The following is a 24,906-nucleotide window of genomic DNA, read 5'->3' on the forward strand; positions in this document are numbered from 1 at the left end:
CCGCTCGCACACCTAGATAGAGGCGGCGAATCGGCAAAACAACGAGCCGTTAAGCCGCAGGGCAACCGGTATAAGTTGGGCCCAACCGGGCCGGATCGATTGTGCTGGATAGGCCAATCAGGTAGGTTGCCCCCAGGTCAGGTTCTTGTTCTGTTTCCAGTGCTTGTATTCGAGTTCCCGGCCTTCACGGCAGCTCCGTCGTGGTCGTAACCCTTGTCATCCGGAGCACACCAAATTCATGGATTTCAACAAAACACGGTACATCCCAATGAGCCGTCGACGCCGCATTTATGAAGGCAAGGCCAAGGTCCTGTATGAAGGCCCGGAGCCGGGAACCCTGATCCAGCACTTCAAGGACGATGCGACCGCGTTCAATGCCAAGAAACACCAGGTGATCGAGGGCAAGGGCGTCCTCAACAACCGGATTTCGGAGTACCTGTTTCAGCACCTCAACGACATCGGGGTGCCGACCCATTTCATCCGCCGCCTCAACATGCGCGAGCAACTGATTCGCGAAGTCGAGATCGTGCCGCTGGAGGTGGTGGTGCGGAACGTGGCGGCGGGATCGCTGTCGCAGCGTCTCGGCATCGAGGAAGGCACCCAACTGCCGCGCTCGATCATCGAGTTCTATTACAAGAACGACCAACTCAACGACCCGATGGTCTCGGAAGAGCACATCACGGCGTTCGGCTGGGCAACGCCGCAGGAAATCGACGACATCATGGCGCTCGCCATCCGCGTCAACGACTTCCTGACCGGGCTGTTCCTCGGCATCGGCATCCGTCTGGTAGATTTCAAGATGGAATGCGGCCGCCTGTTCGAGAACGACATGATGCGGATCATCGTCGCCGACGAGATCTCGCCGGACTCATGCCGGCTGTGGGACATCAAGTCGAACGAGAAGCTCGACAAGGATCGTTTCCGCCGGGATCTCGGTGGACTGCTGGAGGCCTATACCGAGGTCGCCAAGCGTCTGGGCATTCTGATGGAGAACGAGCGTCCGGCCGGCAGCGGCCCGGTGCTCGTCAAAAGCTAGGACGTCATTCCGGGGCGCGGGCGTAGACCGCGAACCCGGAATCCAGAAGTTTATTGCGCGAGATTCCGGATCGACCCGCTGCGCGGCTCGTCCGGAATGACGGGGTTGATATGAAAGCACGCGTTACCGTTACGTTGAAGTCCGGCATTCTCGATCCGCAGGGCAAGGCCATCGAAGGCGCGCTGAAAACGCTCGGCGTCGATGGCGTCGCCAGCGTGCGTCAGGGCAAGGTGTTCGACATCGAACTCTCCGGCTCCGACAAGGCCAAGGCGGAGGCGGCCCTGAAAGCCGCCGCCGACAAGCTGCTGGCCAACACCGTGATCGAGAACTACCGGGTCGAACTTCTCTAGGCTGCAATCAATGAAATCTGCCGTTCTCGTCTTTCCCGGAATCAATCGCGAGCGCGACATGGCGCGCGCCTTGAAGCTGGCATCGGGCCATGAGTCCGCGATGGTCTGGCATGCCGAGACCGCGCTGCCCAAGGGTACCGACCTCGTCGTGGTGCCCGGCGGGTTTTCCTATGGCGACTATCTGCGCTGTGGCGCGATTGCCGCGCGCGCGCCTGTCATGGATGCGGTGCGGGCGTTTGCCGCCGAAGGCGGCTTCGTGCTCGGCGTCTGCAACGGTTTTCAGATCCTCTGCGAAGCAGGTCTTCTGCCCGGCGTGCTGATGCGCAACGCGCGGCTGAAATTCATCTGCAAGGACGTGCATCTGCGGGTCGAACGGTCAGACACGCCGTTCACGCGCGGCTACAACGCCGGCCAGGTCATTCGGGTGCCGGTTGCCCATGGCGAAGGCAATTACGAGGCCGACGAAGAGACGGTGAAGCGGCTCGAGGGCGAGGGGCGGGTGCTGTACCGTTACTGCTCGGCGGAGGGTGTGGTCGACGAGGCCTCCAACATCAACGGCGCCGCGGATTCGATCGCCGGCATCGTCAACGAGCGCGGCAATGTGCTCGGCATGATGCCGCACCCGGAAAACCACGTCGAAGACATCATGGGCTGCACCGACGGCCGCGGCCTGTTTGCCGGCCTTGTGGCACACCTGGAAAAAGCCGCGTGAACTCATTCGTGGCCAGACTGGCGGTCGCGCTCGCGGCGCTCTCGTTCGTGATTCCCGCGCAGGCGCAGGATTTTCCGAAGCATCCCATCACCATGATTGTGCCGTTCGCAGCCGGCGGCACCTCCGACGTGATCGCGCGTGCGGTCGCCGAAGAGATGGGCAAGGCGCTGGGTCAGCCGGTCGTGATCGAGAATGTCGCGGGCGCCGGCGGCTCGACCGCACTGGCACGCGCCGCGCGCGCCGACGCGGACGGTTACACCATCGCGATCGGCAACGCCGGCACCAGTGCCGCGACCTACACGATCTATCCGAAACTGCCGTTCACGCCGGACTCGTTCGCCCCCATTGCCATGGTGGCGAAGACGTTCGGCATCGTCGCGCTGCGCAAGGACTTTCCGGCCAAGAACCTGCAGGAGTTCATCGCCTATGCGAAGAGCAATCCCGGCAAGATCAATCTCGGCCATGCCGGCGTCGGTTCGTCGAACTTCCTGATCTGCAAGAGCTTCGTGCAGGCCGCCGGCATCGACGTCACGCTGGTCGGCTATCGCGGCGCCGCACCTGCGCTGACGGATGCGATCGGCGGACAGATCGACGGCGTCTGCGATGCCGCCGCCTCGGTGTCGCAGGCGATCGACGACAAGCTGGTGCGGGGCCTCGTGGTCGGCTCGACCGTGAGGCTGGCAACCTTGCCCGATCTGCCGACGTCGGCGGAGGCGGGCCTTCCCGAATTCGAGGCGCAGGGCTGGAACGGCCTGTTCGCGCCAAAGGGCACGCCGCCGGCGATCATCGAGAAATTGAACGCGGCGGCACGCACGGCGGTCGAAAGCGAGCCGGTGAAAAAGCGCTTCTACGATCTCTCCACCGTCGCCCCCGACGCTAGCGAGCACACGCCCGACGTGCTCGGGAAACTGGTGACGCGCGATGTCGAGAAATACCGCAAGCTGCTGGAAGAGAAGAAGTAGGCGACAGAGCCTATTCGCCTGCGGCTGGGTCCGGAGTTTTGCCGCGCAACCGGTTGAGCCACTTCCCATACTGGTCTTTCGGAATCGTCATCGCGGCGACGCCGGCCATCACGAGCACGAGACCGAGCGCGAGATTCGCCGGTACGGATTCACCGAGCAGCAGCACCGAGAGGCCGACGCCGATCGGAATGCGCAAGTAGCCTTGCGCGTTGGTGGTCAGCGTGCCGAGCCTGCCGAGGCACATGTAGAACAGCATCAATCCGAACGCGCTGGAGAAGATCCCCATCGTGGCGGTGGCGATCAGGGCCTCGCGTGTCGGGTGCAAGGTCCAGGGATGCTCGACGATGAGCGCGACCGGCAATAGCAGCGTGCCACCGAACAGCAGCGATCCGGCCGCGACCACCATCGGGTCGTAATCGGACAGCCGCAATCCGAAGATGGTCGCGCACGCAAACGAGACGGTGGCGAGCAGGATCACCATTTCGGCAAACAGGTTGCTGGAGAGCCCGCCCAGCGCGTCGAGGCCGATGATCACGGCGGTGCCGGCAAGACCCAGCATCGCGCCGGCGAGCTTGAGCAGCGTCGCCGGCTCGTGCCGGGTGATGCCCCAGGTGATCAGGAACGCGAAGATCGGCGTCGTCGAGGCCAGCACCACGGTGGGGGCCGCCGGCACAAATTGCTGCGCCCAGGTGATCATCAGGAACGGGATCGTCGAATTGATGGTCTGCTGGAACGCGAACAGCTTCCAGGCCTTGATGTCGGTCGGGATCCGCAGGCCGCGCGCGTACAGGATCGCGAGCAGGAACAGCGCTGCGATCAGCGAGCGCGCCGAGATGAAGGTGATCGGCGGGATCGAACCGAGTCCGATCTTGGTCAGCGGATAGGTCGAACTCCAGCAGCACGCCAGCGCCAGCAGCAACGCATAATCGCGCCAGCCGCGCGGGGCTTTTGCAACGCCGGCCGGATCCGACGGTGATGCAGGCGTTGATTCGCCTTCGATCGCGGCATTGCTCTTCGGCAACTTGATGGCTCCCGGCACGTCCGCTTGTTTATCAGGTGGTGCGCGGAAGGTGCGAAAAAACTACGGTGTTGCGGGGGACGCTGCCGTCGGCGGCTTCCGCTTCACCCGCTTGATGGTGCCGGAAAACGTGAACAGCGAACGATCGCCGGATTTCAGCGTGCCGCGCAGGAAGATCAGCGAGCCGCCGGCGCGGGTGATCTCGCCGTCGCATTCGATCAACTCGCCCTCGCGGGCGGCGTCGAGGAATTCGCAGGAAAAGCCGATGGTGACGCCGGGGCTGTCGAGGTGGGACGAGGCGATCGCGAACAGGCAATAATCGGCGAACGACATGAAGGCGCCGCCATGGACGTTGCGCATGCCGTTGAGGTGCTTCTGTTCGACCCGGAACGCGCACTGCACCTTGCCGTTTTCGTCGATCCGGTGCCAGTACGGCCCGTTATGGGTCTCAAAACTGTCACGGGTCCAGGTGCGCCAGCCCTTGAATTCGCCCTTGGTTGCGACGTGCAGATCGGGGCGGTGGCGGAATGCATTTTTGGGGAGCTCGTTCACTAAAAATAGCCCTTCAATTGCGTGTTTCAGCCCTTAAATCCGATCCGGGAGCGATGTGCAAACGCCGATCCCGCAAGGCTCCCCCCGCAAAGCTCTGGACAGGGCGGAAATGCGCCATAAAAGGCCTTTTCGCACCCCGTCGATCTACCTAATAAGAGACCCATGAACCAACCCCAGATCACCCCCGAACTCGTCGCCAGCCATGGCCTGAAACCCGACGAGTATGAGCGCATCCTGAAACTGATCGGACGGGTACCGACTTTCACCGAGCTCGGGATTTTCTCGGCGATGTGGAACGAGCACTGCTCGTACAAGTCCTCCCGCATCCATCTCAAGGGGCTGCCGACCAAGGCGCCGTGGGTGATCCAGGGCCCCGGCGAGAACGCCGGGGTCATCGACATCGGCGACGGCCAGGCGGTCGTGTTCAAGATGGAGAGCCACAACCATCCGAGCTACATCGAGCCGTATCAGGGCGCGACCACCGGCGTCGGCGGCATCCTGCGCGACGTGTTCACGATGGGCGCGCGGCCGATCGCGTGCCTCAACGCGCTTTCGTTCGGCGCGCCGGAACATCCGAAGACGCGCCATCTGGTGTCGGGCGTGGTCGCCGGTGTCGGCGGCTACGGCAATTCGTTCGGTGTGCCGACGGTCGGCGGGCAGGTGCGCTTCCACACCCGCTACGACGGCAACATCCTCGTCAACGCGATGGCGGTCGGCCTCGCAGAGACCACCAAGATTTTCTACGCGGCGGCCTCCGGCGTCAACATGCCGATCGTCTATCTCGGCTCCAAGACCGGCCGCGACGGCATTCACGGCGCCTCGATGGCGTCGGCCGAGTTCGACGACGATTCCGCAGAGAAACGTCCGACCGTTCAGGTCGGCGATCCCTTCGCGGAAAAGCTGCTGCTCGAAGCCTGCCTCGAAATCATGGAAGCCGGTTGCGTGATCGCGATCCAGGACATGGGTGCGGCGGGCCTGACCTGTTCGGCGGTCGAGATGGGCGCCAAGGGCGATCTCGGCGTCGACCTCGATCTCGACGCGGTGCCGACGCGCGAAACCGGCATGAGCGCCTACGAGATGATGCTCTCGGAAAGCCAGGAGCGCATGCTCATGGTGCTCAAGCCCGAGAAGGAAAAAGAGGCCGAGGCGATCTTCAAAAAATGGGGATTGGACTTCGCGGTGGTCGGCTACACCACGCCGAGCAAGCGCTTTGTGGTCAAGCATGGCGGCGACGTCATGGCCGACCTGCCGATCAAGGAACTCGGCGACGAGGCGCCGCTTTATGATCGCCCGCATGTGGCGTCGGCATTGTTGCCGATGGTTCGCGCCCAGGACGTGAAGCCGCCGATCGGAATTATGCCCGCGCTGGAGAAACTGATCGGCACGCCGGAGCTTTGTTCGAGGCGCTGGGTCTGGGAGCAATACGACCACGTCATTTTGGGCAATACCGTGCAGCGCCCCGGTGGCGATGCCGCTGTCGTGCGCGTGCAGGACGGCCCGAAGGGGCTGGCGCTCACCGTCGACGTGACGCCGCGTTATTGCGAGGCCGATCCATATCAGGGCGGCATGCAGGCGGTCGCCGAAGCCTGGCGTAACATCACCGCCGTCGGCGGGCGGCCGCTTGCGATCACCGACAATCTCAATTTCGGCAACCCGGAACGGCCCGAAATCATGGGCCAGTTCGTCGGCTGCCTGAAAGGCATCTCCGAAGCCTGCCGCACGCTCGACTTCCCGGTCGTGTCCGGCAACGTCTCGCTCTACAACGAAACCAACGGCCGCGGAATCCTGCCGACGCCGTCGATCGGCGGTGTCGGCCTGCTCGACGATTTCACCAAGTCGGCGACGCTGGCCTTCAAGGCGTCGAACGAAGCGATCCTCTTGATCGGCGATACCCAGGGCTGGCTCGGACAGTCGGTTTACCTGCGCGACATCTGCGGCCGCGAAGAAGGCGCACCGCCGCCGGTCGATCTCGCAGCCGAAAAGCGCAATGGCGACGTGGTGCGCGGCATGATCCACGCCGGCACCGCGACCGCGGTGCATGATATCTCCGACGGCGGGCTTCTGATCGCGCTGGCCGAGATGGCGATGGCTGGTGGCATCGGTGCCCAGCTATTGGCAGCGCCGAGCTCGATCGTGCCGCACGCTTACTGGTTCGGCGAGGACCAGGGCCGCTACATCGTGACGGTGCCGGCGGCGGAAGCAGGTCTCGTACTGGCCAAGATGAAGGGCGCCGGCGTCCCCTGTGTGCGCATTGGTTCGACAGGTGGGGATGCGATTGCGGTCGCCGGCGAGGCGCCGGTCGCTGTGACCGCGCTCAAGTTAGCGTTCGAGCATTGGCTGCCGGCCTATATGAACGGCAAGGCGTCCTGATTTCGTAGCCCGGAAGAGCGAAGCGATATCCGGGATTTCCAGAGACACGGTCCCCGGATGTCGCGGAGCCCGTCATCGGGCGCGCCTTCGCGCGACCCGTTGGCTCATCCGGGCTACAGGGGTTAAAGTATCCGCGTCGCGCCGGGAATCTTCCGCAGCGCCGCCGTCGCGGCCCAGCTCAATATCACCGTTAGCACGAACGCCGTCATTGCCTTGACGACGGCGGGCAGGTCGTAATCGAACAGCCAGTATTGCAGCCACAGCACGATCGGATAGTGGACCAGGAACATGCCGTAGGCGTCCGCCTGCATGGGATCGAGCATGCTCCGGCCGGATTGCTTGAATCTCAGGAAGTAGGCCAGGATCAAAAACAGGATGGCCACGCTGAAGAGCGCGAAACAGAAACCGTAATCCGATTCGTACCATTCCGGCAGCCGCACCGGATTCCCCAGTATTTCGCGCTTGATGTAGATCAGCACCCACATCGCGCAATACGGAACGAGCGCCAGCAACACCCAGTTCCAGGTACGCTGAGCGAGCTTGCCGTCTGCCGCCAACAGCCCGCGATTCATATTCAGGACGCCGATGCCGGCGCCGAAAAAGAAATAGCTCGCATAGAGCAGCACGCGGCCATGCTGGACCGAGAACGGCCCGAACTCGAACCAGCTGCCAGCGCCAAAGTGAATTCGCCCGGGAACGTAGAGCGCGGCGGTGACAGCAAACATCACGACGAAGAATTCCCCGGGCCGGTCGTGACCGTTCAGCGACAGGCGGTTGATCGGCTCGAGCAGGGTGGGTGATAGCCGAAACAGCAGGCATGCAACGAGGTCGAAGCCGAACAGGACCCAGAGGAACCAGACCGGCCCGCTCGGCCACGGGCCGACCGTAATCGTCTTCCACCAGAACTCGGCGAAACCGATCTCCGGATTCTGCCGCAGCGAGATGGCGTAGTAGGCGATCGGAATGATCGTGAACGCGCAGATCACGAACGGCAGGCCAAGCCGAAGCAGTCGGTCCTTCAAATGGTTCGCTGGCCCCTTCCGGGTAATGCTCGGCCACACAAACAGCCCGGAGAGGAAAAAGAACATCGCCATGAAGAAACTGTCGGTAGCGAGCACGATCATGTCGAAGCCAAAGAAAGACTTCGGATCGGTGTGGCCGAAATAGGTATAGGGGATGATCGCGTGGTGAAGCAGGACCACGAGCGTCAGGAAGGTGCGGGCGCGATCGATCGAGAAGTTGCGCGCTTTGGCTTTGGGTACGGCGTGAACGTCGGCCGGTCCAACGGATGAAACGGTTGTCATGGGCACCCCGCGCAAGTTGATTCAAGCCAACTCTACCCGCAGGTACCGTCCGGGCCAAGCAGCCGGGCGACTAATTGAAGCAGGCTACGCCACTTCCTCGATCGTCACCTTGTCCGGATAGAACGCCAGGTAGCCGGCGATCTCCGCCATGGCCGGGAACGGCGTCTCATAGGTCCAGATCGAGTTCTCGAGGCTCTTGCCGTTGGCATTGACGCTGAAATAGCTCGCATCTCCCTTGTAGGGGCAATGCGTGGTCCGCTCGGTGCGGGCAAGCAGCGCCATATTGGCGTCCGTGCGTGGCACATACTGGACAGCTGGATAGCTCGCTTCCTTCAGGGTCAGCGCATGGGTGGTATCTGCAACCACTACGCCGCCGGCCGAGACACGGACGCGCTTCGGGTTTGCCGTAATGGTGATCGGGTGGTCGGGACCGGGGAGTTTCATGGCGGGCAGCCTCTTTTTCGGTCATTTCGTCGCAATACGACGTGACCGGATATCACATGTTCAAAACGTCTGGAGCGGGAATATAGTGCAGGAAAGGGTGACCTAGAAGAGCGTACGCGCTAGGTTCGGCTGTCACGGTTGCGCGAGCGGACCCTGATTCGAAGTATTTGCGTGATGCGAAACATCTGACGGAGACATGCTGGATGCCGATGGACGCCCACGATATCGAATCGATGATCAAGGCAGCTATTCCCGATGCCGAGGTGACGATCCGCGATCTCGCAGGCGACGGCGACCATTACGCCGCGACCGTGATCTCGGAATCCTTCCGCGGCAAGTCGCGGGTCCAGCAGCACCAGATCGTGTACCAGTCGCTGAAGGGACAGATGGGCGGCGTGCTGCACGCGCTGGCGCTGCAGACCGGCGTGCCGGGAGGCTAGCCGCAGGGTCGGGCGGAGCGGGGCGCACCGATGGCGGACAATCCACGCGGCGCGATGTGGCGCCCGATCATGCCGAACCAGCACAGCCGCGTCACCTATGCCGAGCTGTTCTTCGACCTCGTCTTCGTCTACGCGGTCACGCAGATCTCGCACACGCTGCTGGCCGACTTTACCCTGCTCGGCGTCGTGCATGTCACGCTGCTGTTTCTCGCGGTGTGGTGGGTGTGGGTCTTCACCTCCTGGATCACCAACTGGCTCGATCCCGAAAAGGCGCCGGTCCGGCTGTTGCTGTTTGCGCTGACGCTCGGCGGGCTGGTGCTCTCGACCTCGATCCCTTCGGCGTTCGACGGACGCGGTCTGTGGTTCGCCATCGCCTATGCCGCGATGCAGGTCGGCAAGACGGTATTTCTATGGATCGTGACGCCGTCTTCGCGGCCGCCGGCGCGCATGAATGCGGTCCGCATCACGACCTGGCTTGCGGTGTCGGCGATATTCTGGATCGCCGGCGGGTTGATGGAAGGTCAATCGCGGCTGGTGCTGTGGGCGATTGCGCTGGCGATCGAATATGTTTCGCCGGTGGTACGATTCTGGATCCCGCGATACGGCGCGTCCTCGATCGCGGACTGGGTCGTCGAGGGCGGCCACATGGCCGAGCGCTGCGCCGGCTTCATCATTATCGCGCTCGGCGAATCCATCGTCGTGACCGGTGCTACCTTTGCCGACCTGACCTGGACCACCGAAAACGTCGTGGCGTTCGCCTCGGCCTTCGTCGGCAGTCTGGCGATGTGGTGGATCTATTTCCACAAGGGCGCCGAAGCCGGCTCCGAGCAGATTTCCAGGTCGAGCGAGCCGGGCAGGCTGGCGCGGCTGGCCTATACCTACCTTCACATGCCGATCGTGGCCGGCATCATCGTGTCAGCGGTGGCCGACGAACTGGTGCTGAAGCACCCGGCCGGTCATTCCGATCTCAAGACGGTACTCAGCGCGATCGGCGGTCCGCTGCTGTTCCTGTTCGGAACGATCCTGTTCAAGCACAGCTTTCGCGGCTTTCTCCAGCTCTCGCACGGCGTCGGCATCGTCGCATTGTGCGGGCTTGCATGGTTCGCCGGCGATCTGTCGCCGCTGATGCTGTCGATCATCACATCGGCAATCATGGTCGTGGTCGCGGTGTGGGAATCGATTTCGTTGCGATCCAGGCCGGAAGAGCCGGAACAAGCCTGAAGCTATTTTTGCTCGACGACGTTTTTGAGGACGAGCGTCGAAAGCTGGACGACGAGCGCCCGGAGTCTGGCATTTTCCTCGAGCAGCGACTCCGTCTCGCTGCTGACCTCGGCATCCCAGCCATCGTCGTCATGGACGGACGGCGAATCCACGGGTTGTCCAGCATCGCCAGACAAAAAATACGCTTTACCCATCACTGGTACCCCCTGGCACGAACTCACCCCAGCCAAGTCGTCAGGACAGGATTGGCTGAGTCGGAGTCAAAATTTGGACGTTTCGGAGGGGAAACCGCAGCAGGGATGCAGCGATTTGCTGACGTAATCGATCAAGGTTAGGAATCGTTAACCATTCTCTGCCACATTCCACCTGCATGGTGTTGAGGCGCGCGGCGGCGCAGACACCATGCTTTCACTTTGACCAGCGCGACCACCCTCAGTCCCCACGGTTCCCGTGGCTGGGAACACGCGCCGATGAAACAAAGTGAAGCAAGAATTCTGATTATTCAGCAGTGGGATCTGTGGATTTCAACGCGGCCGCTCGATGCGGGCGGCCCCACCGGCAAAGACTCGCTGAAATTCTTCCACGAACTTCAGGACGCAAAGTCGCCGCTTCTGGATTTCCAGGCCCGCGGCCAGGATAAATGGCGAATCATTCACGCCTGGCTGCTGGATGCCGAGCGATTGTCCGACCACTGGATATCCCCGGCGCCGCGGATCGTGCCGGGCCGCAGGCCGCGACCGGCCCGTCACAAGTCCAAGGCCAGGAGCTGTGGCGGCGGGATCGAGTGACGGCTGGTCGCCGGGTGTCAGCCCTCGGCCACCAGCGCATGCACCGAAAACATCCGTTCGGCGTCGGTCCAGGAGTCGCGGATCGACCAGCCGGATTGGCGCGCGAGCGCGGTAAAGCGTTCGAGGCTGTATTTATAGCTCGACTCGGTGTGGATGCTTTCGCCGGGGCGGAATGAAAAATTCTGTCCCAAAATCCGCACCGACTGCGCCTTCTTGGCGATCAGGTGCATCTCGATGCGATGACGCTCGCGATTGTAGATCGAGCGATGCATGAAACCGGAAATGTCGAAATTGCCGCCGAGTTCGCGGTTGATGCGGACCAGCACGTTGAGATTGAAGCGTGCGGTGACGCCGGCGGCATCGTTGTAGGCATCGTAGAGCACGCGCTCGTTCTTTTCGAGGTCGACGCCGATGATCATCTGTGCGCCTTCGCCGAGAATCTGGCGCGCGCTGCGCAGGAAGGCGCTGGCTTCGTGCGGCTCGAAATTGCCGAGCGTCGATCCCGGAAAGAAGCCGACCTTCGGCGGGCCGGATATCTCGGCCGGCAGCGCGAACGGCGCGGTGAAGTCGGCAGCGACCGGATAGACCGCAAGATCGGGAAAATCCTTGCGCAAGGCATCGGCCTGGGCGTTGAGGAAATCGCCGGAGATATCGACCGGGACATAGGCGCCGAACTCACAGCGCTCCAGCAGCAGGCGAACCTTGGTGGTGGCGCCGGCGCCGAATTCCACCAGTGCGGCGCCCTTCGGGATGATCGCGGCGATCGCGTCGCCGCGGCTGCGCAAAATCCCGAGCTCGGTGCGGGTCGGATAATATTCGGGGAGCACCGTGATCTGCTCGAACAGCTCCGATCCCGCGGCGTCGTAGAAATATTTCGGCGACAGCCGTTTCGGATGCTGCGACAGGTTGCCGATCACGTCGCCGGCAAAGGCCGAGGTCGCTTCGTCGAACCGGTGCACTTGGGTCAAAGCGGCGGCATGCACATTCATGATACTCTCCTGAACGCGCTTTCCGGCGCGCCTTGATCGGCGGAAATTCAGACGTAGTCGGCGAGGCGTAACCCCGTAAATTGCCAGCGGTGGTGCGGATAAAAGAAGTTGCGGTAGGTAATGCGGCTGTGACCGGCGGGCGTTGCGAACGAGGAGCCGCGCAGCACCAACTGGTTGACCATGAACTTGCCGTTATATTCCCCGAGCGCACCTTCGATGGCGCGGTAGCCGGGGTAGGGCGAGTAGGAACTGCGGGTCCACTGCCAGACAATGCCGAAGGCATCGTTGAGCTGGCCGGCGCGGGCAGCGACCTCCCATTCCATCTCGGTCGGCAGATGCTTGCCGGCCCAGCGCGCGAATGCGTCCGCCTCGTAATAACTGACATGGCTGACCGGGGCCTGTCGGTCGACCGGCTGCAGGCCGCCGAGCGTCATGATCCGCCATTCGCCGCCTACCTGGCGCCAGTGGCCGGGCGCCTGCCAGCCTTCGTTATTGACAGCGGCAAAGCCGTCCATCAGCCACAGTGTGGCCGTGCCGTAGCCGCCATCCTTCATGAAGGCGAGCCATTCGGCGTTGGTGACGAGGTTGCGGGCGAGCCTGACCGGGCCGACCAGCGCGCGATGCGCCGGCTTTTCGTTGTCGAAATGAAAGCTGTCGTCGGTATGGCCGACGGTGTGGATGCCCTCGTTGAGGGCGACCCATTCCTCAGCCGTTCGCTGCGACGCCGGGAAGCGCCACGCCGCATCGTAGGCCGGCGGAATCGGGTTCTGCGCAAAGGCGTGCAGGATGTCGGTCAGCATCAATTCCTGATGCTGCTGCTCGTGATTGAGGCCGACCTCGACCAGGGGAACCAGTTTGGCCAGCGTGGCCTGATCGGCGGTCTGGAAGAATTTCACGACGGCGGCGTCGACATGGCGGCGATAGGCAGTGACTTCTTCCGCGCTCGGGCGGGTCAGATGGCCGCGCTGGTGGCGGGCGTGCCGCGGTCCGGCGCTGACGTAATAGGAATTGAACAGGAAGGCGTAGTCGGGATGAAACGGCTGATAGCCCGGGCTGTGCTCGCCGAGCAGGAATTGCTCGAAGAACCAGGTGGTATGGGCGCGGTGCCATTTCGCCGGGCTCGCGTCCGGCATCGACTGGATCAGCTGGTCTTCGGGGCTCAAGGGCGCCGCCCGGCGCTCGGTTTCGTCCCGGACGACGAGGTAAGCCTCGACCAGATTCTGGGCGAGGCTGCCGGAATCGGAGAAAAGTGACGGGGCTGACGTGGCCAACAAGGCCGCGGCGGATACTGATTTCGTCACTGGTGTCTCCGGTCAAGAGAGAGAACGTTAGTCTGGCGAACTGGTTCCTGACGGACAGTCCGTCCTAGATAGGGGTTCCGCTCCGGGAAAAAAGCCTCCCCGGGCGATGATATTGGTGCCGTCAGATGATGGCCGGTCCCGCCCCGGGCCGTGGACCGGGCCCCGCGCATGCCAGCTCCCCGGCATTTTACTTTGGATGCACAACGGTTTGGGCTACATATATGGCCAGTAAGCGGGTTAAATCGTCCCGTCAGACCTAGCGGCAGGGGGCGGTGCCCCAAAAGGAAATGAAGATGAGCATCGAACAATTCATCGACAATGAAGTGAAGTCGAACGACGTCGTGCTGTTCATGAAGGGGACGCCGCAGTTTCCGCAGTGCGGTTTCTCGGGCCAGGTGGTGCAGATCCTCGATCACGTCGGCGTCGGCTACAAGGGCCTGAACGTTCTGGAATCCGCCGACCTGCGCAACGGCATCAAGACCTATTCGAACTGGCCGACCATTCCGCAGCTTTACGTCAAGGGCGAGTTCGTCGGCGGCTGCGACATCATCCGCGAGATGTTCCAGGCCGGTGAATTGCAGCAGCTGTTCGCCGACAAGGGCGTCACCGTCAGCGCGGCGGCCTCGGCCTGAGCGACACCGCGCGCCTGATCGGCAAGGCGCGGCTGGAAGTTGTTGTTGCCGATATCACCGGTCTGCGCGTTGACGCCATCGTCAACGCCGCGAATTCGTCGCTGCTCGGCGGCGGCGGTGTCGATGGCGCGATCCATCGGGCTGCCGGTCCCGAACTGCTTGCCGAATGCCGCACCTTGCATGGCTGCGCCACCGGCGACGCCAAGATCACCAAGGGCTACCGGCTGCCGGCCAAACATGTGATTCATGCGGTCGGGCCGGTCTGGCACGGCGGCGACGCTGGCGAGGATCAATTGCTCGCTTCCTGCTATCGCCGCGCACTCGAACTGTGCCAGGCCAGCGCACTATCCTCCGTAGCCTTCCCTGCAATCTCCACCGGCGTCTATCGCTTCCCTGCCGATCGCGCGGCCGGCATCGCGGTTGCCACCGTCGCCGAGGCGCTGGCCACAGCGCCCGTTGTGACGCGCGTGGTGTTCTGCTGCTTCTCCCGCGACAGCGGCCGCTTGCATGAAGCGGCTTTGGCCGGGGTCGGGAGCCCTTGTGCCGGCTGACACCGCAGCTACACTCCCCGGCGATTTCCTGGGAGGGGGTCTAATGAATTCTCGTCACATGTTGCGTGCGCTGGCCTGCGGCGCGCTGTTGCTGGCGGTTGCGCCCGCGGTCCGCGCCGAAGGCACTTTCGATATTCCACCCGGCGCCCATTTCAATCCGGACAAGCTTGCGAAGGTCACGGAGTTTTTCAAGAACGAGGTTGCCACCGGCAAGATCTCCGGCGCAGACGTCCTGATCCAGCAGCGCGGCAAGCCGGTCTATCACGAGACGTTTGGCGTGCAGGACGTGGTGTCCAAGGCGCCGATCACGGACAAGACCATCTTCCGCTTGTCTTCGCTGACCAAGGCGATCACCTCGGTGGTCGCGATGGAGCTGATCCAGGACGGCAAGCTCAAGCTCGATGATCCCGTCTCGAAGTACATTCCCTCGTTCGCCAATACCAAGGTCGGCATCGAGAAGAAGGCCGAGGACGGCACCAAGACGCTTGAACTGGTGCCTCAAACTCGCCCGATGACGGTGCTCGACCTGATGCGCCACACCTCCGGCATCACCTACGGCTTCTACGGCGACAGTCTGGTGCGCAAGGCCTACAAGGACGCCAATATCTATGCGGGCGACTTCGACCTCGCCGAATTCGCCGAACGGATCGCCAAGCTGCCGCTGCACAACCAGCCCGGCGCGCTCTGGCAATACGGCCATTCCACCGACATCCTGGCGCGGATCATGGAGATCGTGTCCGGAAAATCGCTGTTCGAGATCGAGAAGGAAAAGCTGCTCGATCCGCTCGGGATGACCGACACCGGCTTCTTCGTCACCGAACCGGAGAGGCTCTCGCGGCTCGCCCAGCCATTGCCGAATGACAGTGATTTTCGTGTCGGGCGCCAATACCGGACTGAAGTGCGCCAGAAGTGGGAATCCGCCAGTGGCGGCATGGTCTCGACCATGGCGGACTTCTCGCGCTTTGCGCAGATGCTGCTCAATGGCGGCAGCTTCGAGGGCAAGACCTATCTCAACCCGAAGACATTCGAAATGATGTCTACCGACTATGCCGGCAAGGGCTCGGACGTCGAGCGGGACTATTTCTATTTTCCCGGCGACGGTTTTGGCATGGGGTTGGGACTTGCGGTGCGAACCGATGCCGGCAACGCAAAGCCGCCGCCGCCGGGATCGCTCGGCGAGTTGAAATGGGACGGCGCCAGCGGCTGCTACATGGTGATCGACCGCAAGCAGGAGATGATGTTCGTGTTGCTGGAGCAGACGCCGACCGAACGCCAGCGCGTCCAGCGAACCCTCAAGCAACTGGTCTATGAGGCGCTGGAGAATTAACCAAAGCGTTTTCAAGCGAAGTGGAGACCGGTTCGCGTCAAGAAAACGCGTCAAAATAAAAAATCTAGAGTCCGTTCCGATCTCATCGGAATGGACTTTAGTCAGCTTGATCTACCCGCTTCACTTTCTCGCGAAGTTCATCGACCAGCACGCGAATGTTCTCGCTGTAATCGATCGGCAGGACAACCAGGTGCACGCCGCCTGCGGCAAAGGCGCGCTCGAGCGTCGGGATGATCGCCTCCGTGCTTTCGATCCTTGCGCCCTTGGCGCCGTAACTCTCGGCGTACCGGACGAAGTCCGGATTTCCAAAGGTAAGGCCGAAATCGGGAAAACGATCGACCGCCTGCTTCCAGCGTATCATCCCGTAGGCGGAATCTTCCAGAACCAGCACCACGAGATTTAACTTGAGTCGTACCGCGGTTTCCATTTCCTGCGAGTTCATCATGAACCCGCCGTCGCCGCACACCGCGAGCACCCGGCGTTCCGGATAAAGCATCGCCGCCATCATCGCCGACGGCAATCCGGCCCCCATGGTCGCGAGCGCATTGTCGAGCAGCAGCGTGTTCGCGACCAGCGTTCGATAGTTCCGCGCGAACCAGATCTTGTACATGCCGTTGTCCAGCGCGACGATTCCGTTTTCGGGCATAACCTGCCGCACGTCATGGACAATACGTTGCGGCGTCGGCGGCCATCGCGCTTCCGTGGCCCGGTCGGCTATTCGGTTCAGAATGCCGTCACGGAGACTTAACAACGCGCCGGCATTGGGCAGGCGGCCCTCGAGGCGGTCGGCCAACAGTTCCAGGCTCGGGCCGACATCGCCGACCACCTCGCATTGCGGATAATAGACCTGTTCCACATTGGCAGGCGTGTAGCTGACGTGAATGACCTGCGGCCCGCCTGGGCCCATGATGAAGGGCGGCTTCTCGATCGTATCGTGGCCGATGGCGATGATCAGGTCGGCGCGGTCGATCGCTTCATGGACATAATCGCGTTCGCTGAGGGCTGCTGTCCCCATATACAATTTGGTGCCGCCGGGCGCGGTGCCTTTTCCCATCTGGGTCGTAAAGAACGGAATCTGGGTGCGTCGAACGAATCCAGCGATTCCCGTCGTGCTTCGCGGCCGGGAAGCCGCGGCGCCCAGCATGATCAACGGCCGCTTGGCCTTCAGGATCATCTCGGCCGCGCGATCGAGCGAAGCACGGTGGGCGACCGGAATTTCAATCGGATGCTGCGCGACCATCGCAACCGGTTCGGATTCTTCGCCGGCGATGTCCTCGGGCAATTCCAGCAGGACAGGGCCGGGCCGTTCCTGCGTGGCAATCCGGAAGGCATCGCGCACCAGGGTCGGAATCGTTGAGGTGCTGACGATCTGCAGCGAAAGCTTTGTCAACGGCTTGAACGTGCCGACCACGTCGACGATCTGGAATTTCGCCTGACGGCTGCTCATGATGCCTTTCTGCCCGGTCAGCATCACCATCGGCATCGCGCCCAGCAGCGCGTAGGCAGCACCCGTCGCGAGATTGAGCGCGCCGGGGCCAAGCGTCGTGATACAGACACCGGGCTTTCCCGTCAGCCGGCCGTAGGTGGCCGCCATGAAGGCCGCAGCCTGTTCATGCCGGGTCAGGATCAGCTGGATCGACGATTTCCGCAGGCTTTCGACGACGTCGAGATTCTCTTCGCCAGGAACGCCGAAGATGCGGTCCACGCCCTCGTTCTCGAGCGCGGCAACCAACAAGTCGGAGCCTTTGGGCATCGTAACCTCCGGCGATTTTTTCAACGGTGAGCCATAGCTGAATAACAGGATTCCGCTGCGATCTGTATGCCTTCAGTTGCCCTGACCGAAGGCAATCACACCCCGCGCACGATCTCGCGCACCAGTCCGACGGTTTCCTCGATCATCTCGGCCGTCACGTCGAGATGGGTGCAGGCGCGAATGCGGCCATCCATGACAGCCAGCAGCACGCCGCGCTTGCGCAACGCCTCGACCATCTTGTCGCCGCTGATCCCGGCTCCGTCAGGCTTGAAGAACACCAGGTTGGTTTCGGGCTGCTGCACCTCGACGCCGTTGATCTGCGACAGTCCGCGCGCCAGCGCCCGCGCATTGGCGTGATCGTCGGCGAGGCGGTCGACGTGATGGTCGAGCGCGTAGACACAGGCTGCGGCGCAAATGCCGGCCTGCCGCATCGATCCGCCGAGCCGCTGTTTCCAGCGCCAGACATCGTCGATGAATTGGCGGGTACCTGCGATCGCGCCGCCGACCGGCGCGCCGAGACCCTTGGAAAAATCGATCCAGGCCGAATCCCAGCCCGCGGCCATGTCGCGCGCGCTGATGCCGGTCGCGACGCAGGCGTTCAACAGCCGCGCGCCGTCCATATGGGTGACGAGCCCATGTGTCCTGGCGATTTGCACGATTTCATCGAGCGCCGTCTTCTTCCAGATCGTGCCGCCGCCGATATTGGCGGTCTGTTCGACGCTGACCACGGTTTGCGGCGGCTGGTAGCGCGAGCGCGGGTGAAGGGCGGCGCGAAAGGTTTCGGGCGAAAACTGACCGTCGTCGCCGGTCAGCGGCGTGATCTGGAATCCGCCGAGCGCTGCATGCGCGCCGCCTTCGCGGGCGATGATATGCGCGCTGACATGGGCGAGGATTTCATCGCCCGGCCGGCACCAGGCCAGGGTCGCCGCGACGTTGCACATGGTGCCCGACGGCATGAACACCGCGGCTTCCTTGCCGAGCAGGTCGGCGACGCGTTCGCACAACAGGTTGACCGTCGGGTCGTCGCCGATCTGCTCGTCGCCGACATCGGCCTTCGCCATCGCCTCGCGCATCGCTGGTGTCGGGCGCGTCTGCGTATCCGACAACAGGTTGATGCGGACAGGGGCAGCCTTGGGGTCGCGCGGGGCAGGGGTGTAGTGCATGGGATTTTTCGCTTGCCTTTACAGCGGCCATTCAGCCGTGGATGTGTATTTATACACTTGATACAGCAGTCTACAGTGTGTATAAATGCACATGAATTCGAAGGACATCATCTCCGCCTTGAGAGCGGATGGTTGGATTCAGGTTGCCCAAAAGGGGAGCCATGTCCAGTTCAAGCATCCGACCAAGTTGGGTCGCGTGACCGTGCCTCATCCGAAACGGGACATTCCGATGGGCACGTTCAGGAGCATCGAAAAGCAGGCCGGACTGAAATTGAAATAGCGAACGCACCGATGCGGTTGTCCGGAAGAGGAATAGAAAATGCGACAGTACATCGCCCTGATCCATAAAGAAGCCGACAGCGACTACGGCGTATCGTTTCCTGATCTTCCCGGCGTCATCAGCGCCGGAAAGACTCTCGACGAGGCGCGCGACATGGGCGCGGAAGCTTTGGCGCTGCATCTGGAAGGGCTTGCAGCAGACGGTGAAGCCGCGCCCGAGCCAAGTTCGTTGGAAGAGATCATGAAGGACGCGCAGAACCGGGATGGCGTTGCGGTGCTGATCGCGGCACCTGCCTCCGACGTAAAAAGCGTTCGCATCAATGTAACGATGCCGGCCGATGTGCTCGATCAAATTGATCGCTACGCCGAGCGAGAAGGCTTCACGCGCTCCGGCTTTCTCGCCCAGGCGGCAAAGAAGGCGATGGCGGTTTGATCAACGCGGGATCACCTCGATATTCAAACGATCTTGGTATCCTCGATAGGTTCAGCCACAAGTCTGAGGCCGAATGAAGCGATCACTTTTCTGACGGTGTCGAATTCGGGCTTCGTTGTGCCGCTCAGCGACTTGTAGAGACTTTCCCGGGAAAGACCTGTTTCTTTTGCGACCTGCGTCATGCCTTTTGCACGAGCGATCGTGTCAAGGGTATCGCAAATGGACTTCGGGTCGTCTGTCGCCAGCGCCTCCGAAAGGTAATAGGCCATCGCTTCAGGGCTTTTGAGATAGTCCGCGGCATCGAATTTTGATGTCTTGACCTTCGTCTTGCGTTTCATAAGTCGACGGACCGTTTTGTTTCGCACACCCTTCGATTGCTATCGTATCCTATAGGATACAATAGCAAGAAAGCAAACAAAAAGGCCCCGGAAAACCGGGGCCTTTGATGTCTCGTAACCGCTGTAATGATCAGCGCGAATAGAATTCGACGATCAGATGCGGCTCCATCTGCACGGCGAACGGCACGTCCGACAATGCGGGGATGCGGGTGAACTTCGCCGTCATCTTGGAGTGATCGGCTTCGATGAAGTCGGGCACGTCGCGCTCGCCGAGCTGGCTTGCTTCCAGCACGTGGGTGAGCTGCTTCGACGATTCCTTGACCTCGACGAGGTCGCCGGGCTTCAGCTTGTAGCTGGAGATGTTGACGCGGCGGCCGTTCACCTTGACGTGGCCGTGGTTGATGAACTGGCGCGCGGCGAACATGGTGGCGACGAACTTGGCGCGATAGACCACGGTGTCGAGACGGCGCTCGAGCAGGCCGATCAGGTTTTCGCCGGTGTCGCCCTTCATGCGGCCGGCTTCGACGTAGATGCCGTGGAACTGACGCTCGGAAATATTGGCGTAGTAGCCCTTGAGCTTCTGCTTGGCGCGGAGCTGCACGCCGAAGTCGGAGAGCTTGCCCTTGCGGCGCTGGCCGTGCTGGCCGGGGCCGTATTCACGGCGGTTGACGGGGCTCTTCGGGCGGCCCCAGATGTTCTGGCCCATACGGCGATCGATCTTGTATTTCGCCTCACTGCGCTTAGTCATCGCGTCCTCTGATAGGTTTGAGTTTTGAGGAAACGCGCCCTCCTGTGCACCGGGATTCCCGGGGCCGACAGGTCCGCCTCGAAAGCTCGGGGAGGACCACGGGTCGCGAAACGCAACGCGGGCCGAAAACGGCCCGCGAGCAGGCGGTTTCTAGGGATATTCGACCCCGCTGTCAAATCCTCTCCCGGCCCGCTATGACTGGTTGGCGCGGGCATCTCCAAGGCTTTTTTCCAGGGCATTTTTAGGCACAAAGGGACGGGTTTGGGAGCATGCAGCCTGCAGTGGTCGTTACCGGTGCTTCCTCCGGACTTGGTGTTGAATTCGCCCGGCTGGCGGTTGCCGAAGGGGCCAAAACGGTCCTGATTGCCCGCAATATCGGTGATTTGCAGCGATTGGCGGCCGAAATCGACCCTTCCGGGCAGTTCACGGTGGTGCTCAGGATCGACCTGGCCGCACCGGATGCCAGCGAGACCATCGCGCATGAGCTCAAGGTGCGCGATCTTTATTGCCACACTCTCATCAACAATGCCGGTTTCGGGCTGTTTGGCGATGCCGTGGAACTCGACCGCGGGCACCAGCTCGGGATTATCGCCGTCAATATCCGCGCGGCCACCGACCTCATGCTGCGATTCCTTCCCGACATGGTCGAGCGCCAGGCCGGCCGCATCCTCAACGTGGCATCGGTGGCCGGTTTTGCGCCGGGCCCCCGGATGGCCGTGTATTTTGCCAGCAAGGCCTATCTGGTTTCGCTCTCGCAAGCGCTCATGCGCGAGGTCAGGAGTAGCGGCGTCACGGTGACCTGCCTGTGCCCCGGGCCGCTGCGCACGCCGTTCCTGACCCGTGCAGACGCGCAGCAGGTGCGGCTGTTCAAGCTGTTGCGAAAGCTTCCCGTCGACGAGGTCGCGCACGAGGGTTGGGAGGCCATGAAGGCGGGCCGCACGCTTTGCATCCCCGGTATCGGCACCAAGGCGGCCATCGCCGTAACCCGGTTTGTGCCCCGTGGATTGCTGCTTGCCATGGTCACGCGGCTGCAGCGAGGCCGGTAGATTTCCGGTACCCACTTCGCTTGAAAACGCTACGCTTAGGTCTCACCCGGCGGGATGATCGGGCCGCGCGAGCGCCAGCCCTCGCGGTTCAGGAGATCGACGAGGCCGGGGAAGAAGCGGTTGAGGCGCCACAGCACGTGCGCCAACAAAGTCACCAGCACCAATCCCCGGTCGCGCTTGATGGCATCGACGGTGGCCTCGGCGACCCGCTCCGGCGTGGTGTAGAGCGAAGCCGGGATTTTGGGCAGCTTGGAATAGATTCTGGACGGGCCGTCCGGTTCGACCATCGGCGTCTTCACCAGGCCCGGACAGATCACGCTGACGCCGAAATTCTTGCGGTGATAGTCGTTGCGGATCGCGAGCGTAAAGCCCACCAGGCCGTATTTGCTGGCCTGATAGGTTGCGAGCTGTCGAACCGGCACCAGCCCGAAGATGCTCGACATGTTGACGATATGGGCTTCCTCGGCGCCCGCGAGTTTGTTGATCAGGTGAGTCGTGATCTGGATCGGCGCCAGAAGATTGATCGCCATCAACCGGCGCCAGTCGCTATCCGCCACATTGCGTTGCTGCCCGTACAGGGCGATGCCGGCACAATTGACCAGGATATGCAGCGGACCGGTCGAAAACAGACCGTCCAGCATCTTGGTGATTTCCTCGGGCTGCAAGAGATCGCAAACGACGCCGGTCACCTTGACGCCGTGTTGCTTGATCTCCTGCTCGGCCTGCGCGAGCTTAATCGCATCGATATCGCTGATGACGAGGTCGACACCCTCGCGCGCCAGCGCCACGGCAATCGCCCGGCCGATGCCGGAAGCTGCGCCTGTGACGAATGCTGTACGCCCGCGTAGAATCTTCATTGGCCTGCTGTCCGCCCGTCGATGCCGTCGCCAATATCCGGCGACCATCCATCGGGGCGTTTGGGTGAACTATCGGGAAATCCTGCCAACCTGTCGCGAGGCGATCCGCTCGTGCGATGCCGGCTCCTGTCCTTCGGGAGCCAGTGCGAGCAGTTCGTCCGCAACCTGGTTATTCAAGATTTGCTCAAGACGTGAAAGCGCGATGCCGATATCGGCGGCATCGGTGATGCGATGGTCCCAGCGAACCATCACATCGATGAAGCCGTCATCGGTAACCCTATCATAGCTGAAAATATAGGGACCGGGACCGAGCGCCTCGACTTCTCCGCCGCCAAAAGCGGCGACCGAAGTGATGAGGAGCGTGCCGAAAAAATTGCCGCGTTGCCGGCCGATATTGAGGCCGATCGTCCAAGCGAGGCGCCGCAATGGCAGCGGCAGCCGGGTCACGCTCAGGGTCTTGCGGAAAAACGGCGTCGATTCGATCGGCTCTGACTTGGCTTTTCGGAGCGAGGCATCGGCCTCCATCAGCGGAACGAGATCCGGCGCCTTGATGGGGAACAGCATCACGCCATCCGGCGACGCAGTTGGCGCCACCACGATATTCGCGACCGTTTGCGGCAACTCGTAAAAGCGTGCGTAAGGCCATTTCAGGAACACCGTGCGCAGGCGCGGCTCTTCGCGGGCCAACGCCGCAAAGCCCTTGGCGAAAATCACGGCCCAGGCCGGCCGTTGGCTCAGCGCGCTTCGGGCCGAGGCCAGCCGCGCGATGTTGAGCGTCCGGCGTACCGCGACGAAAGGGACGCCCCTGGAGGCGTGCATGAGATCGATGACGACGCGGCGCGGCGTTGTGATTTTTCGAACCGTTCCGCGCATCGCTCCGCTCTAGTTCCCGCCATAGGCCAATCAGAAGGCCGGCGGGCCCAGCCCGCCGACCTCTGATCTAGCACGAACCAACCGGTTTGACGCCAGATGGTTCACTTCAGGGGGCGGGCTTGGCCAACGGCTCGCCGGCCTTGACGATGTAAACCCCAAGCACTTTGAAGGGCTTGTCGCCGGCCTTGGCGTCGTGAACCGCGCCTTCCGGGATCTGGTAGGATTCGCCGGCCTTGATCTTCATTGGCGGCTTGCCGTCGATGGCGAGTTCGAGCTCGCCTTCGAGCACATAGCCGGTTTCCATGCCGGGATGGGTATGGCGGCCGGCGGCGCCGCCTGCGGGGACTTCGGCGATCGCGGTGACGGTGTTGTAGCCGGCGGGGAAGTCGAGCTTTTGCAGCGGCGTCCGCTTGATGCCGGGTTGCTGGGCGATGGCGACGCCGGCGATTGCTGCGATGGATAGTCCGAGCAGAATTTTCTTGATCATGTGTTTTCTCCCTGTGGAGAAACTCTAGCAGCGTCGACGCCGGGCGGAAAGCGCGCGGGCAGGGGCGCTTCGCCGGTTCTCATAATTTTTCTGGGCGCGATTTTTTCTACCGCTTGATGCCCTCGAAACTTGCCGCGATGCCGCGCTGGAACAGCGACGAGTCAAAGCCCAGCGCCAGCGCGACATAGCCGCGCTCGATCATCCGGTTGGCTTGTTCGGCGGTGCGGGCGACGCCGCCGATCGGCACGCCGCTTTTGAGGATACCGGCTTCGGCGCGCGCCATCAGCGCCTGTACTTCGGGATCGTCGGGCAGGCCGCGCTTGTTGATGGAGGTGGCGAGATCGCCGGGGCCGATCACCGCGAGGTCGATGCCGGGCGTGGCCATGATCTCGTCGATGTGGTTGACGGCCTCGACATGCTCGATGGTGATCATGCAGATCATGTCGTCGTCCGCGGTCGCCATATAGTCGGCCATCGACACGCCCCAGCGGAACGGCGCGTGAAACGGTCCCCACAGCCGGTCGCCCTTCGGCGGATAGCGCACGCTGCGCACGGCCTTTTCGGCATCCGCGCGGCTGCAGATCATCGGAAAATTGATCCCGAGCGCGCCGATGTCCATCGGTGCCTTGGCGAGCCAGGGTTCGTTGGCGGCGATTCGCACCATCGGCACGCATGGCGTGCCAGCGGTAGCCGTGATCATGCCATGCGCCGAACCGAGATCGATCGGGCCGTGCTCGAGGTCGACGATGATCCAGTCGATCCCGGACCGCGCCATGATCTGCACGGTCTGGATCGAAGGGATGGTCGCGATCGCGCCGAAGGTCGGGCGACCCTCCCGCCACAGTTGTTTGAGACGGTTGAGCGGCGCGGGCTGTGCGGAGGTCAAGGCGGAAACTCCCTGATCGTATGGTAGGTGAACGATATGATAGGGA

Annotated in this window: 29 protein-coding genes; 14 read left to right on the top strand and 15 right to left on the bottom strand. The window is 62.4% G+C overall.

Annotated features, from left to right (window positions below; all coding sequences use genetic code 11):
• The first annotated feature begins 268 nt into the window (after positions 1-268).
• From purC to BLR13_RS31660, 4 genes are all read left to right on the top strand, one after another.
• Positions 269-1,036, top strand: a complete 768-nt coding sequence (gene purC / locus BLR13_RS31645) for a phosphoribosylaminoimidazolesuccinocarboxamide synthase (protein WP_171944915.1) — start codon at positions 269-271, stop codon at positions 1,034-1,036.
• A 110-nt stretch (positions 1,037-1,146) separates the two neighbouring features.
• Entirely contained in the window at positions 1,147-1,386 is a 240-nt protein-coding gene (gene purS / locus BLR13_RS31650; RefSeq protein ID WP_074815481.1) for a phosphoribosylformylglycinamidine synthase subunit PurS, read from the top strand.
• Positions 1,387-1,396: 10 nt separating this feature from the next.
• A complete protein-coding gene (purQ, locus tag BLR13_RS31655; RefSeq protein WP_074815477.1) occupies positions 1,397-2,098 on the top strand; it encodes a phosphoribosylformylglycinamidine synthase subunit PurQ in 702 nt (233 codons plus the stop codon).
• Positions 2,095-3,060, top strand: a complete 966-nt coding sequence (locus BLR13_RS31660) for a tripartite tricarboxylate transporter substrate-binding protein (RefSeq protein WP_074815472.1) — start codon at positions 2,095-2,097, stop codon at positions 3,058-3,060. Before purQ ends, BLR13_RS31660 begins: the two co-directional genes overlap by 4 nt.
• Before the next feature lie 10 nt (positions 3,061-3,070).
• Here the strand turns inward: BLR13_RS31660 and BLR13_RS31665 are convergent, their stop codons facing one another.
• Both BLR13_RS31665 and BLR13_RS31670 read right to left on the bottom strand, forming a co-directional pair.
• Positions 3,071-4,060 (bottom strand): DMT family transporter, encoded by a 990-nt coding sequence (locus tag BLR13_RS31665; RefSeq protein WP_244525297.1) that lies wholly within the window; start codon positions 4,058-4,060, stop codon positions 3,071-3,073.
• 81 nt (positions 4,061-4,141) lie between these two features.
• Complete coding sequence (locus BLR13_RS31670) at positions 4,142-4,630, bottom strand: PaaI family thioesterase (protein ID WP_074815469.1); 489 nt, start codon at positions 4,628-4,630, stop codon at positions 4,142-4,144.
• 162 nt (positions 4,631-4,792) lie between these two features.
• On the opposite strand from BLR13_RS31670, the gene purL reads away from it, so the two are divergent.
• The gene (gene purL / locus BLR13_RS31675) at positions 4,793-7,000 is read left to right on the top strand and encodes a phosphoribosylformylglycinamidine synthase subunit PurL (protein WP_074815468.1); all 2,208 of its coding nucleotides are present in this window, start codon (positions 4,793-4,795) and stop codon (positions 6,998-7,000) included.
• 122 nt (positions 7,001-7,122) lie between these two features.
• Here purL and BLR13_RS31680 read toward each other — a convergent pair whose 3' ends face one another.
• Together BLR13_RS31680 and BLR13_RS31685 are read right to left on the bottom strand one after the other, a co-directional pair.
• Positions 7,123-8,304, bottom strand: coding sequence for an acyltransferase family protein (locus BLR13_RS31680; protein ID WP_074815465.1), 1,182 nt, complete (start codon positions 8,302-8,304; stop codon positions 7,123-7,125).
• 84 nt (positions 8,305-8,388) lie between these two features.
• A complete protein-coding gene (locus tag BLR13_RS31685) occupies positions 8,389-8,748 on the bottom strand; it encodes a DUF427 domain-containing protein (RefSeq protein WP_074815462.1) in 360 nt (119 codons plus the stop codon).
• A 203-nt stretch (positions 8,749-8,951) separates the two neighbouring features.
• Between BLR13_RS31685 and BLR13_RS31690 the strand changes: the two genes are divergently transcribed.
• Complete coding sequence (locus BLR13_RS31690) at positions 8,952-9,188, top strand: BolA family protein (protein ID WP_074815459.1); 237 nt, start codon at positions 8,952-8,954, stop codon at positions 9,186-9,188.
• A gap of 30 nt (positions 9,189-9,218) precedes the next feature.
• A complete protein-coding gene (locus BLR13_RS31695) occupies positions 9,219-10,409 on the top strand; it encodes a low temperature requirement protein A (RefSeq protein WP_074815457.1) in 1,191 nt (396 codons plus the stop codon).
• A gap of 2 nt (positions 10,410-10,411) precedes the next feature.
• Here BLR13_RS31695 and BLR13_RS40720 read toward each other — a convergent pair whose 3' ends face one another.
• A complete protein-coding gene (locus BLR13_RS40720) occupies positions 10,412-10,603 on the bottom strand; it encodes a hypothetical protein (protein WP_143039586.1) in 192 nt (63 codons plus the stop codon).
• A 219-nt stretch (positions 10,604-10,822) separates the two neighbouring features.
• Between BLR13_RS40720 and BLR13_RS31700 the strand changes: the two genes are divergently transcribed.
• Complete coding sequence (locus tag BLR13_RS31700; RefSeq protein WP_143039585.1) at positions 10,823-11,197, top strand: hypothetical protein; 375 nt, start codon at positions 10,823-10,825, stop codon at positions 11,195-11,197.
• Positions 11,198-11,214: 17 nt separating this feature from the next.
• On the opposite strand, the gene egtD is transcribed toward BLR13_RS31700, so the two are convergent.
• Complete coding sequence (egtD, locus tag BLR13_RS31705; protein WP_074815450.1) at positions 11,215-12,186, bottom strand: L-histidine N(alpha)-methyltransferase; 972 nt, start codon at positions 12,184-12,186, stop codon at positions 11,215-11,217.
• A gap of 47 nt (positions 12,187-12,233) precedes the next feature.
• Positions 12,234-13,487: an ergothioneine biosynthesis protein EgtB gene (gene egtB / locus BLR13_RS31710; RefSeq protein ID WP_074815447.1), complete on the bottom strand. Its 1,254-nt coding sequence runs from the start codon at positions 13,485-13,487 to the stop codon at positions 12,234-12,236.
• 293 nt (positions 13,488-13,780) lie between these two features.
• Between egtB and grxD the strand changes: the two genes are divergently transcribed.
• Genes grxD through BLR13_RS31725 form a run of 3 tightly spaced genes read left to right on the top strand, consistent with a single transcriptional unit; the run spans position 13,781 to position 15,997 of the window.
• Positions 13,781-14,119, top strand: a complete 339-nt coding sequence (grxD, locus tag BLR13_RS31715; protein WP_171944914.1) for a Grx4 family monothiol glutaredoxin — start codon at positions 13,781-13,783, stop codon at positions 14,117-14,119.
• Positions 14,116-14,670: an O-acetyl-ADP-ribose deacetylase gene (locus BLR13_RS31720; RefSeq protein ID WP_074815440.1), complete on the top strand. Its 555-nt coding sequence runs from the start codon at positions 14,116-14,118 to the stop codon at positions 14,668-14,670. The genes grxD and BLR13_RS31720 overlap by 4 nt, the downstream gene beginning before the upstream one ends.
• Before the next feature lie 43 nt (positions 14,671-14,713).
• Entirely contained in the window at positions 14,714-15,997 is a 1,284-nt protein-coding gene (locus tag BLR13_RS31725; protein ID WP_074815438.1) for a serine hydrolase domain-containing protein, read from the top strand.
• Positions 15,998-16,094: 97 nt separating this feature from the next.
• Here the strand turns inward: BLR13_RS31725 and BLR13_RS31730 are convergent, their stop codons facing one another.
• Positions 16,095-17,750: an acetolactate synthase large subunit gene (locus BLR13_RS31730; protein ID WP_074830882.1), complete on the bottom strand. Its 1,656-nt coding sequence runs from the start codon at positions 17,748-17,750 to the stop codon at positions 16,095-16,097.
• Between the two features lie 95 nt (positions 17,751-17,845).
• The gene (locus BLR13_RS31735; RefSeq protein WP_074815435.1) at positions 17,846-18,913 is read right to left on the bottom strand and encodes a threonine aldolase family protein; all 1,068 of its coding nucleotides are present in this window, start codon (positions 18,911-18,913) and stop codon (positions 17,846-17,848) included.
• A gap of 91 nt (positions 18,914-19,004) precedes the next feature.
• Here BLR13_RS31735 and BLR13_RS31740 point away from each other — a divergent pair, with 91 nt between their 5' ends.
• Both BLR13_RS31740 and BLR13_RS31745 read left to right on the top strand, forming a co-directional pair.
• A complete protein-coding gene (locus BLR13_RS31740) occupies positions 19,005-19,193 on the top strand; it encodes a type II toxin-antitoxin system HicA family toxin (protein ID WP_074815433.1) in 189 nt (62 codons plus the stop codon).
• Between the two features lie 39 nt (positions 19,194-19,232).
• Positions 19,233-19,625, top strand: a complete 393-nt coding sequence (locus BLR13_RS31745; protein WP_074815431.1) for a type II toxin-antitoxin system HicB family antitoxin — start codon at positions 19,233-19,235, stop codon at positions 19,623-19,625.
• Between the two features lie 23 nt (positions 19,626-19,648).
• Here the strand turns inward: BLR13_RS31745 and BLR13_RS31750 are convergent, their stop codons facing one another.
• The gene (locus BLR13_RS31750; protein WP_074815428.1) at positions 19,649-19,963 is read right to left on the bottom strand and encodes an addiction module antidote protein; all 315 of its coding nucleotides are present in this window, start codon (positions 19,961-19,963) and stop codon (positions 19,649-19,651) included.
• Positions 19,964-20,093: 130 nt separating this feature from the next.
• Positions 20,094-20,711, bottom strand: coding sequence for a 30S ribosomal protein S4 (rpsD, locus tag BLR13_RS31755; RefSeq protein WP_074815426.1), 618 nt, complete (start codon positions 20,709-20,711; stop codon positions 20,094-20,096).
• Between the two features lie 269 nt (positions 20,712-20,980).
• Between rpsD and BLR13_RS31760 the strand changes: the two genes are divergently transcribed.
• A complete protein-coding gene (locus BLR13_RS31760; RefSeq protein WP_074815424.1) occupies positions 20,981-21,757 on the top strand; it encodes an SDR family NAD(P)-dependent oxidoreductase in 777 nt (258 codons plus the stop codon).
• A 35-nt stretch (positions 21,758-21,792) separates the two neighbouring features.
• Here BLR13_RS31760 and BLR13_RS31765 read toward each other — a convergent pair whose 3' ends face one another.
• The 4 genes from BLR13_RS31765 to BLR13_RS31780 all read right to left on the bottom strand — a co-directional run bounded on the left by BLR13_RS31765 (position 21,793) and on the right by BLR13_RS31780 (position 24,860).
• Positions 21,793-22,614: an SDR family NAD(P)-dependent oxidoreductase gene (locus BLR13_RS31765; RefSeq protein WP_074815422.1), complete on the bottom strand. Its 822-nt coding sequence runs from the start codon at positions 22,612-22,614 to the stop codon at positions 21,793-21,795.
• Positions 22,615-22,683: 69 nt separating this feature from the next.
• Positions 22,684-23,487 (bottom strand): hypothetical protein, encoded by an 804-nt coding sequence (locus BLR13_RS31770; RefSeq protein ID WP_074815419.1) that lies wholly within the window; start codon positions 23,485-23,487, stop codon positions 22,684-22,686.
• A gap of 106 nt (positions 23,488-23,593) precedes the next feature.
• Complete coding sequence (locus BLR13_RS31775; RefSeq protein ID WP_074815415.1) at positions 23,594-23,974, bottom strand: cupin domain-containing protein; 381 nt, start codon at positions 23,972-23,974, stop codon at positions 23,594-23,596.
• Positions 23,975-24,080: 106 nt separating this feature from the next.
• A complete protein-coding gene (locus tag BLR13_RS31780; protein WP_074830881.1) occupies positions 24,081-24,860 on the bottom strand; it encodes an HpcH/HpaI aldolase family protein in 780 nt (259 codons plus the stop codon).
• Between the last annotated feature and the right edge of the window lie 46 nt (positions 24,861-24,906).

The organism is Bradyrhizobium ottawaense, from assembly GCF_900099825.1.
Taxonomy (GTDB): domain Bacteria; phylum Pseudomonadota; class Alphaproteobacteria; order Rhizobiales; family Xanthobacteraceae; genus Bradyrhizobium; species Bradyrhizobium ottawaense_A.

Coding starts and splice junctions, on each gene's coding strand:
- BLR13_RS31680 (WP_074815465.1), bottom strand. CDS start 8,304: ATGACAACCGTTTCATCCGTTGGACCGGCCGACGTTCACGCCGTACCC.
- BLR13_RS31765 (WP_074815422.1), bottom strand. CDS start 22,614: ATGAAGATTCTACGCGGGCGTACAGCATTCGTCACAGGCGCAGCTTCC.
- BLR13_RS31745 (WP_074815431.1), top strand. CDS start 19,233: ATGCGACAGTACATCGCCCTGATCCATAAAGAAGCCGACAGCGACTAC.
- purS (WP_074815481.1), top strand. CDS start 1,147: ATGAAAGCACGCGTTACCGTTACGTTGAAGTCCGGCATTCTCGATCCG.
- BLR13_RS40720 (WP_143039586.1), bottom strand. CDS start 10,603: ATGGGTAAAGCGTATTTTTTGTCTGGCGATGCTGGACAACCCGTGGAT.
- BLR13_RS31730 (WP_074830882.1), bottom strand. CDS start 17,750: ATGCCCAAAGGCTCCGACTTGTTGGTTGCCGCGCTCGAGAACGAGGGC.
- purC (WP_171944915.1), top strand. CDS start 269: ATGAGCCGTCGACGCCGCATTTATGAAGGCAAGGCCAAGGTCCTGTAT.
- BLR13_RS31695 (WP_074815457.1), top strand. CDS start 9,219: ATGGCGGACAATCCACGCGGCGCGATGTGGCGCCCGATCATGCCGAAC.
- egtD (WP_074815450.1), bottom strand. CDS start 12,186: ATGAATGTGCATGCCGCCGCTTTGACCCAAGTGCACCGGTTCGACGAA.
- purL (WP_074815468.1), top strand. CDS start 4,793: ATGAACCAACCCCAGATCACCCCCGAACTCGTCGCCAGCCATGGCCTG.
- grxD (WP_171944914.1), top strand. CDS start 13,781: ATGAGCATCGAACAATTCATCGACAATGAAGTGAAGTCGAACGACGTC.
- BLR13_RS31740 (WP_074815433.1), top strand. CDS start 19,005: ATGAATTCGAAGGACATCATCTCCGCCTTGAGAGCGGATGGTTGGATT.
- BLR13_RS31735 (WP_074815435.1), bottom strand. CDS start 18,913: ATGCACTACACCCCTGCCCCGCGCGACCCCAAGGCTGCCCCTGTCCGC.
- BLR13_RS31760 (WP_074815424.1), top strand. CDS start 20,981: ATGCAGCCTGCAGTGGTCGTTACCGGTGCTTCCTCCGGACTTGGTGTT.
- BLR13_RS31725 (WP_074815438.1), top strand. CDS start 14,714: ATGAATTCTCGTCACATGTTGCGTGCGCTGGCCTGCGGCGCGCTGTTG.
- BLR13_RS31775 (WP_074815415.1), bottom strand. CDS start 23,974: ATGATCAAGAAAATTCTGCTCGGACTATCCATCGCAGCAATCGCCGGC.
- rpsD (WP_074815426.1), bottom strand. CDS start 20,711: ATGACTAAGCGCAGTGAGGCGAAATACAAGATCGATCGCCGTATGGGC.
- purQ (WP_074815477.1), top strand. CDS start 1,397: ATGAAATCTGCCGTTCTCGTCTTTCCCGGAATCAATCGCGAGCGCGAC.
- BLR13_RS31770 (WP_074815419.1), bottom strand. CDS start 23,487: ATGCGCGGAACGGTTCGAAAAATCACAACGCCGCGCCGCGTCGTCATC.
- BLR13_RS31690 (WP_074815459.1), top strand. CDS start 8,952: ATGCCGATGGACGCCCACGATATCGAATCGATGATCAAGGCAGCTATT.
- BLR13_RS31750 (WP_074815428.1), bottom strand. CDS start 19,963: ATGAAACGCAAGACGAAGGTCAAGACATCAAAATTCGATGCCGCGGAC.
- BLR13_RS31685 (WP_074815462.1), bottom strand. CDS start 8,748: ATGAAACTCCCCGGTCCCGACCACCCGATCACCATTACGGCAAACCCG.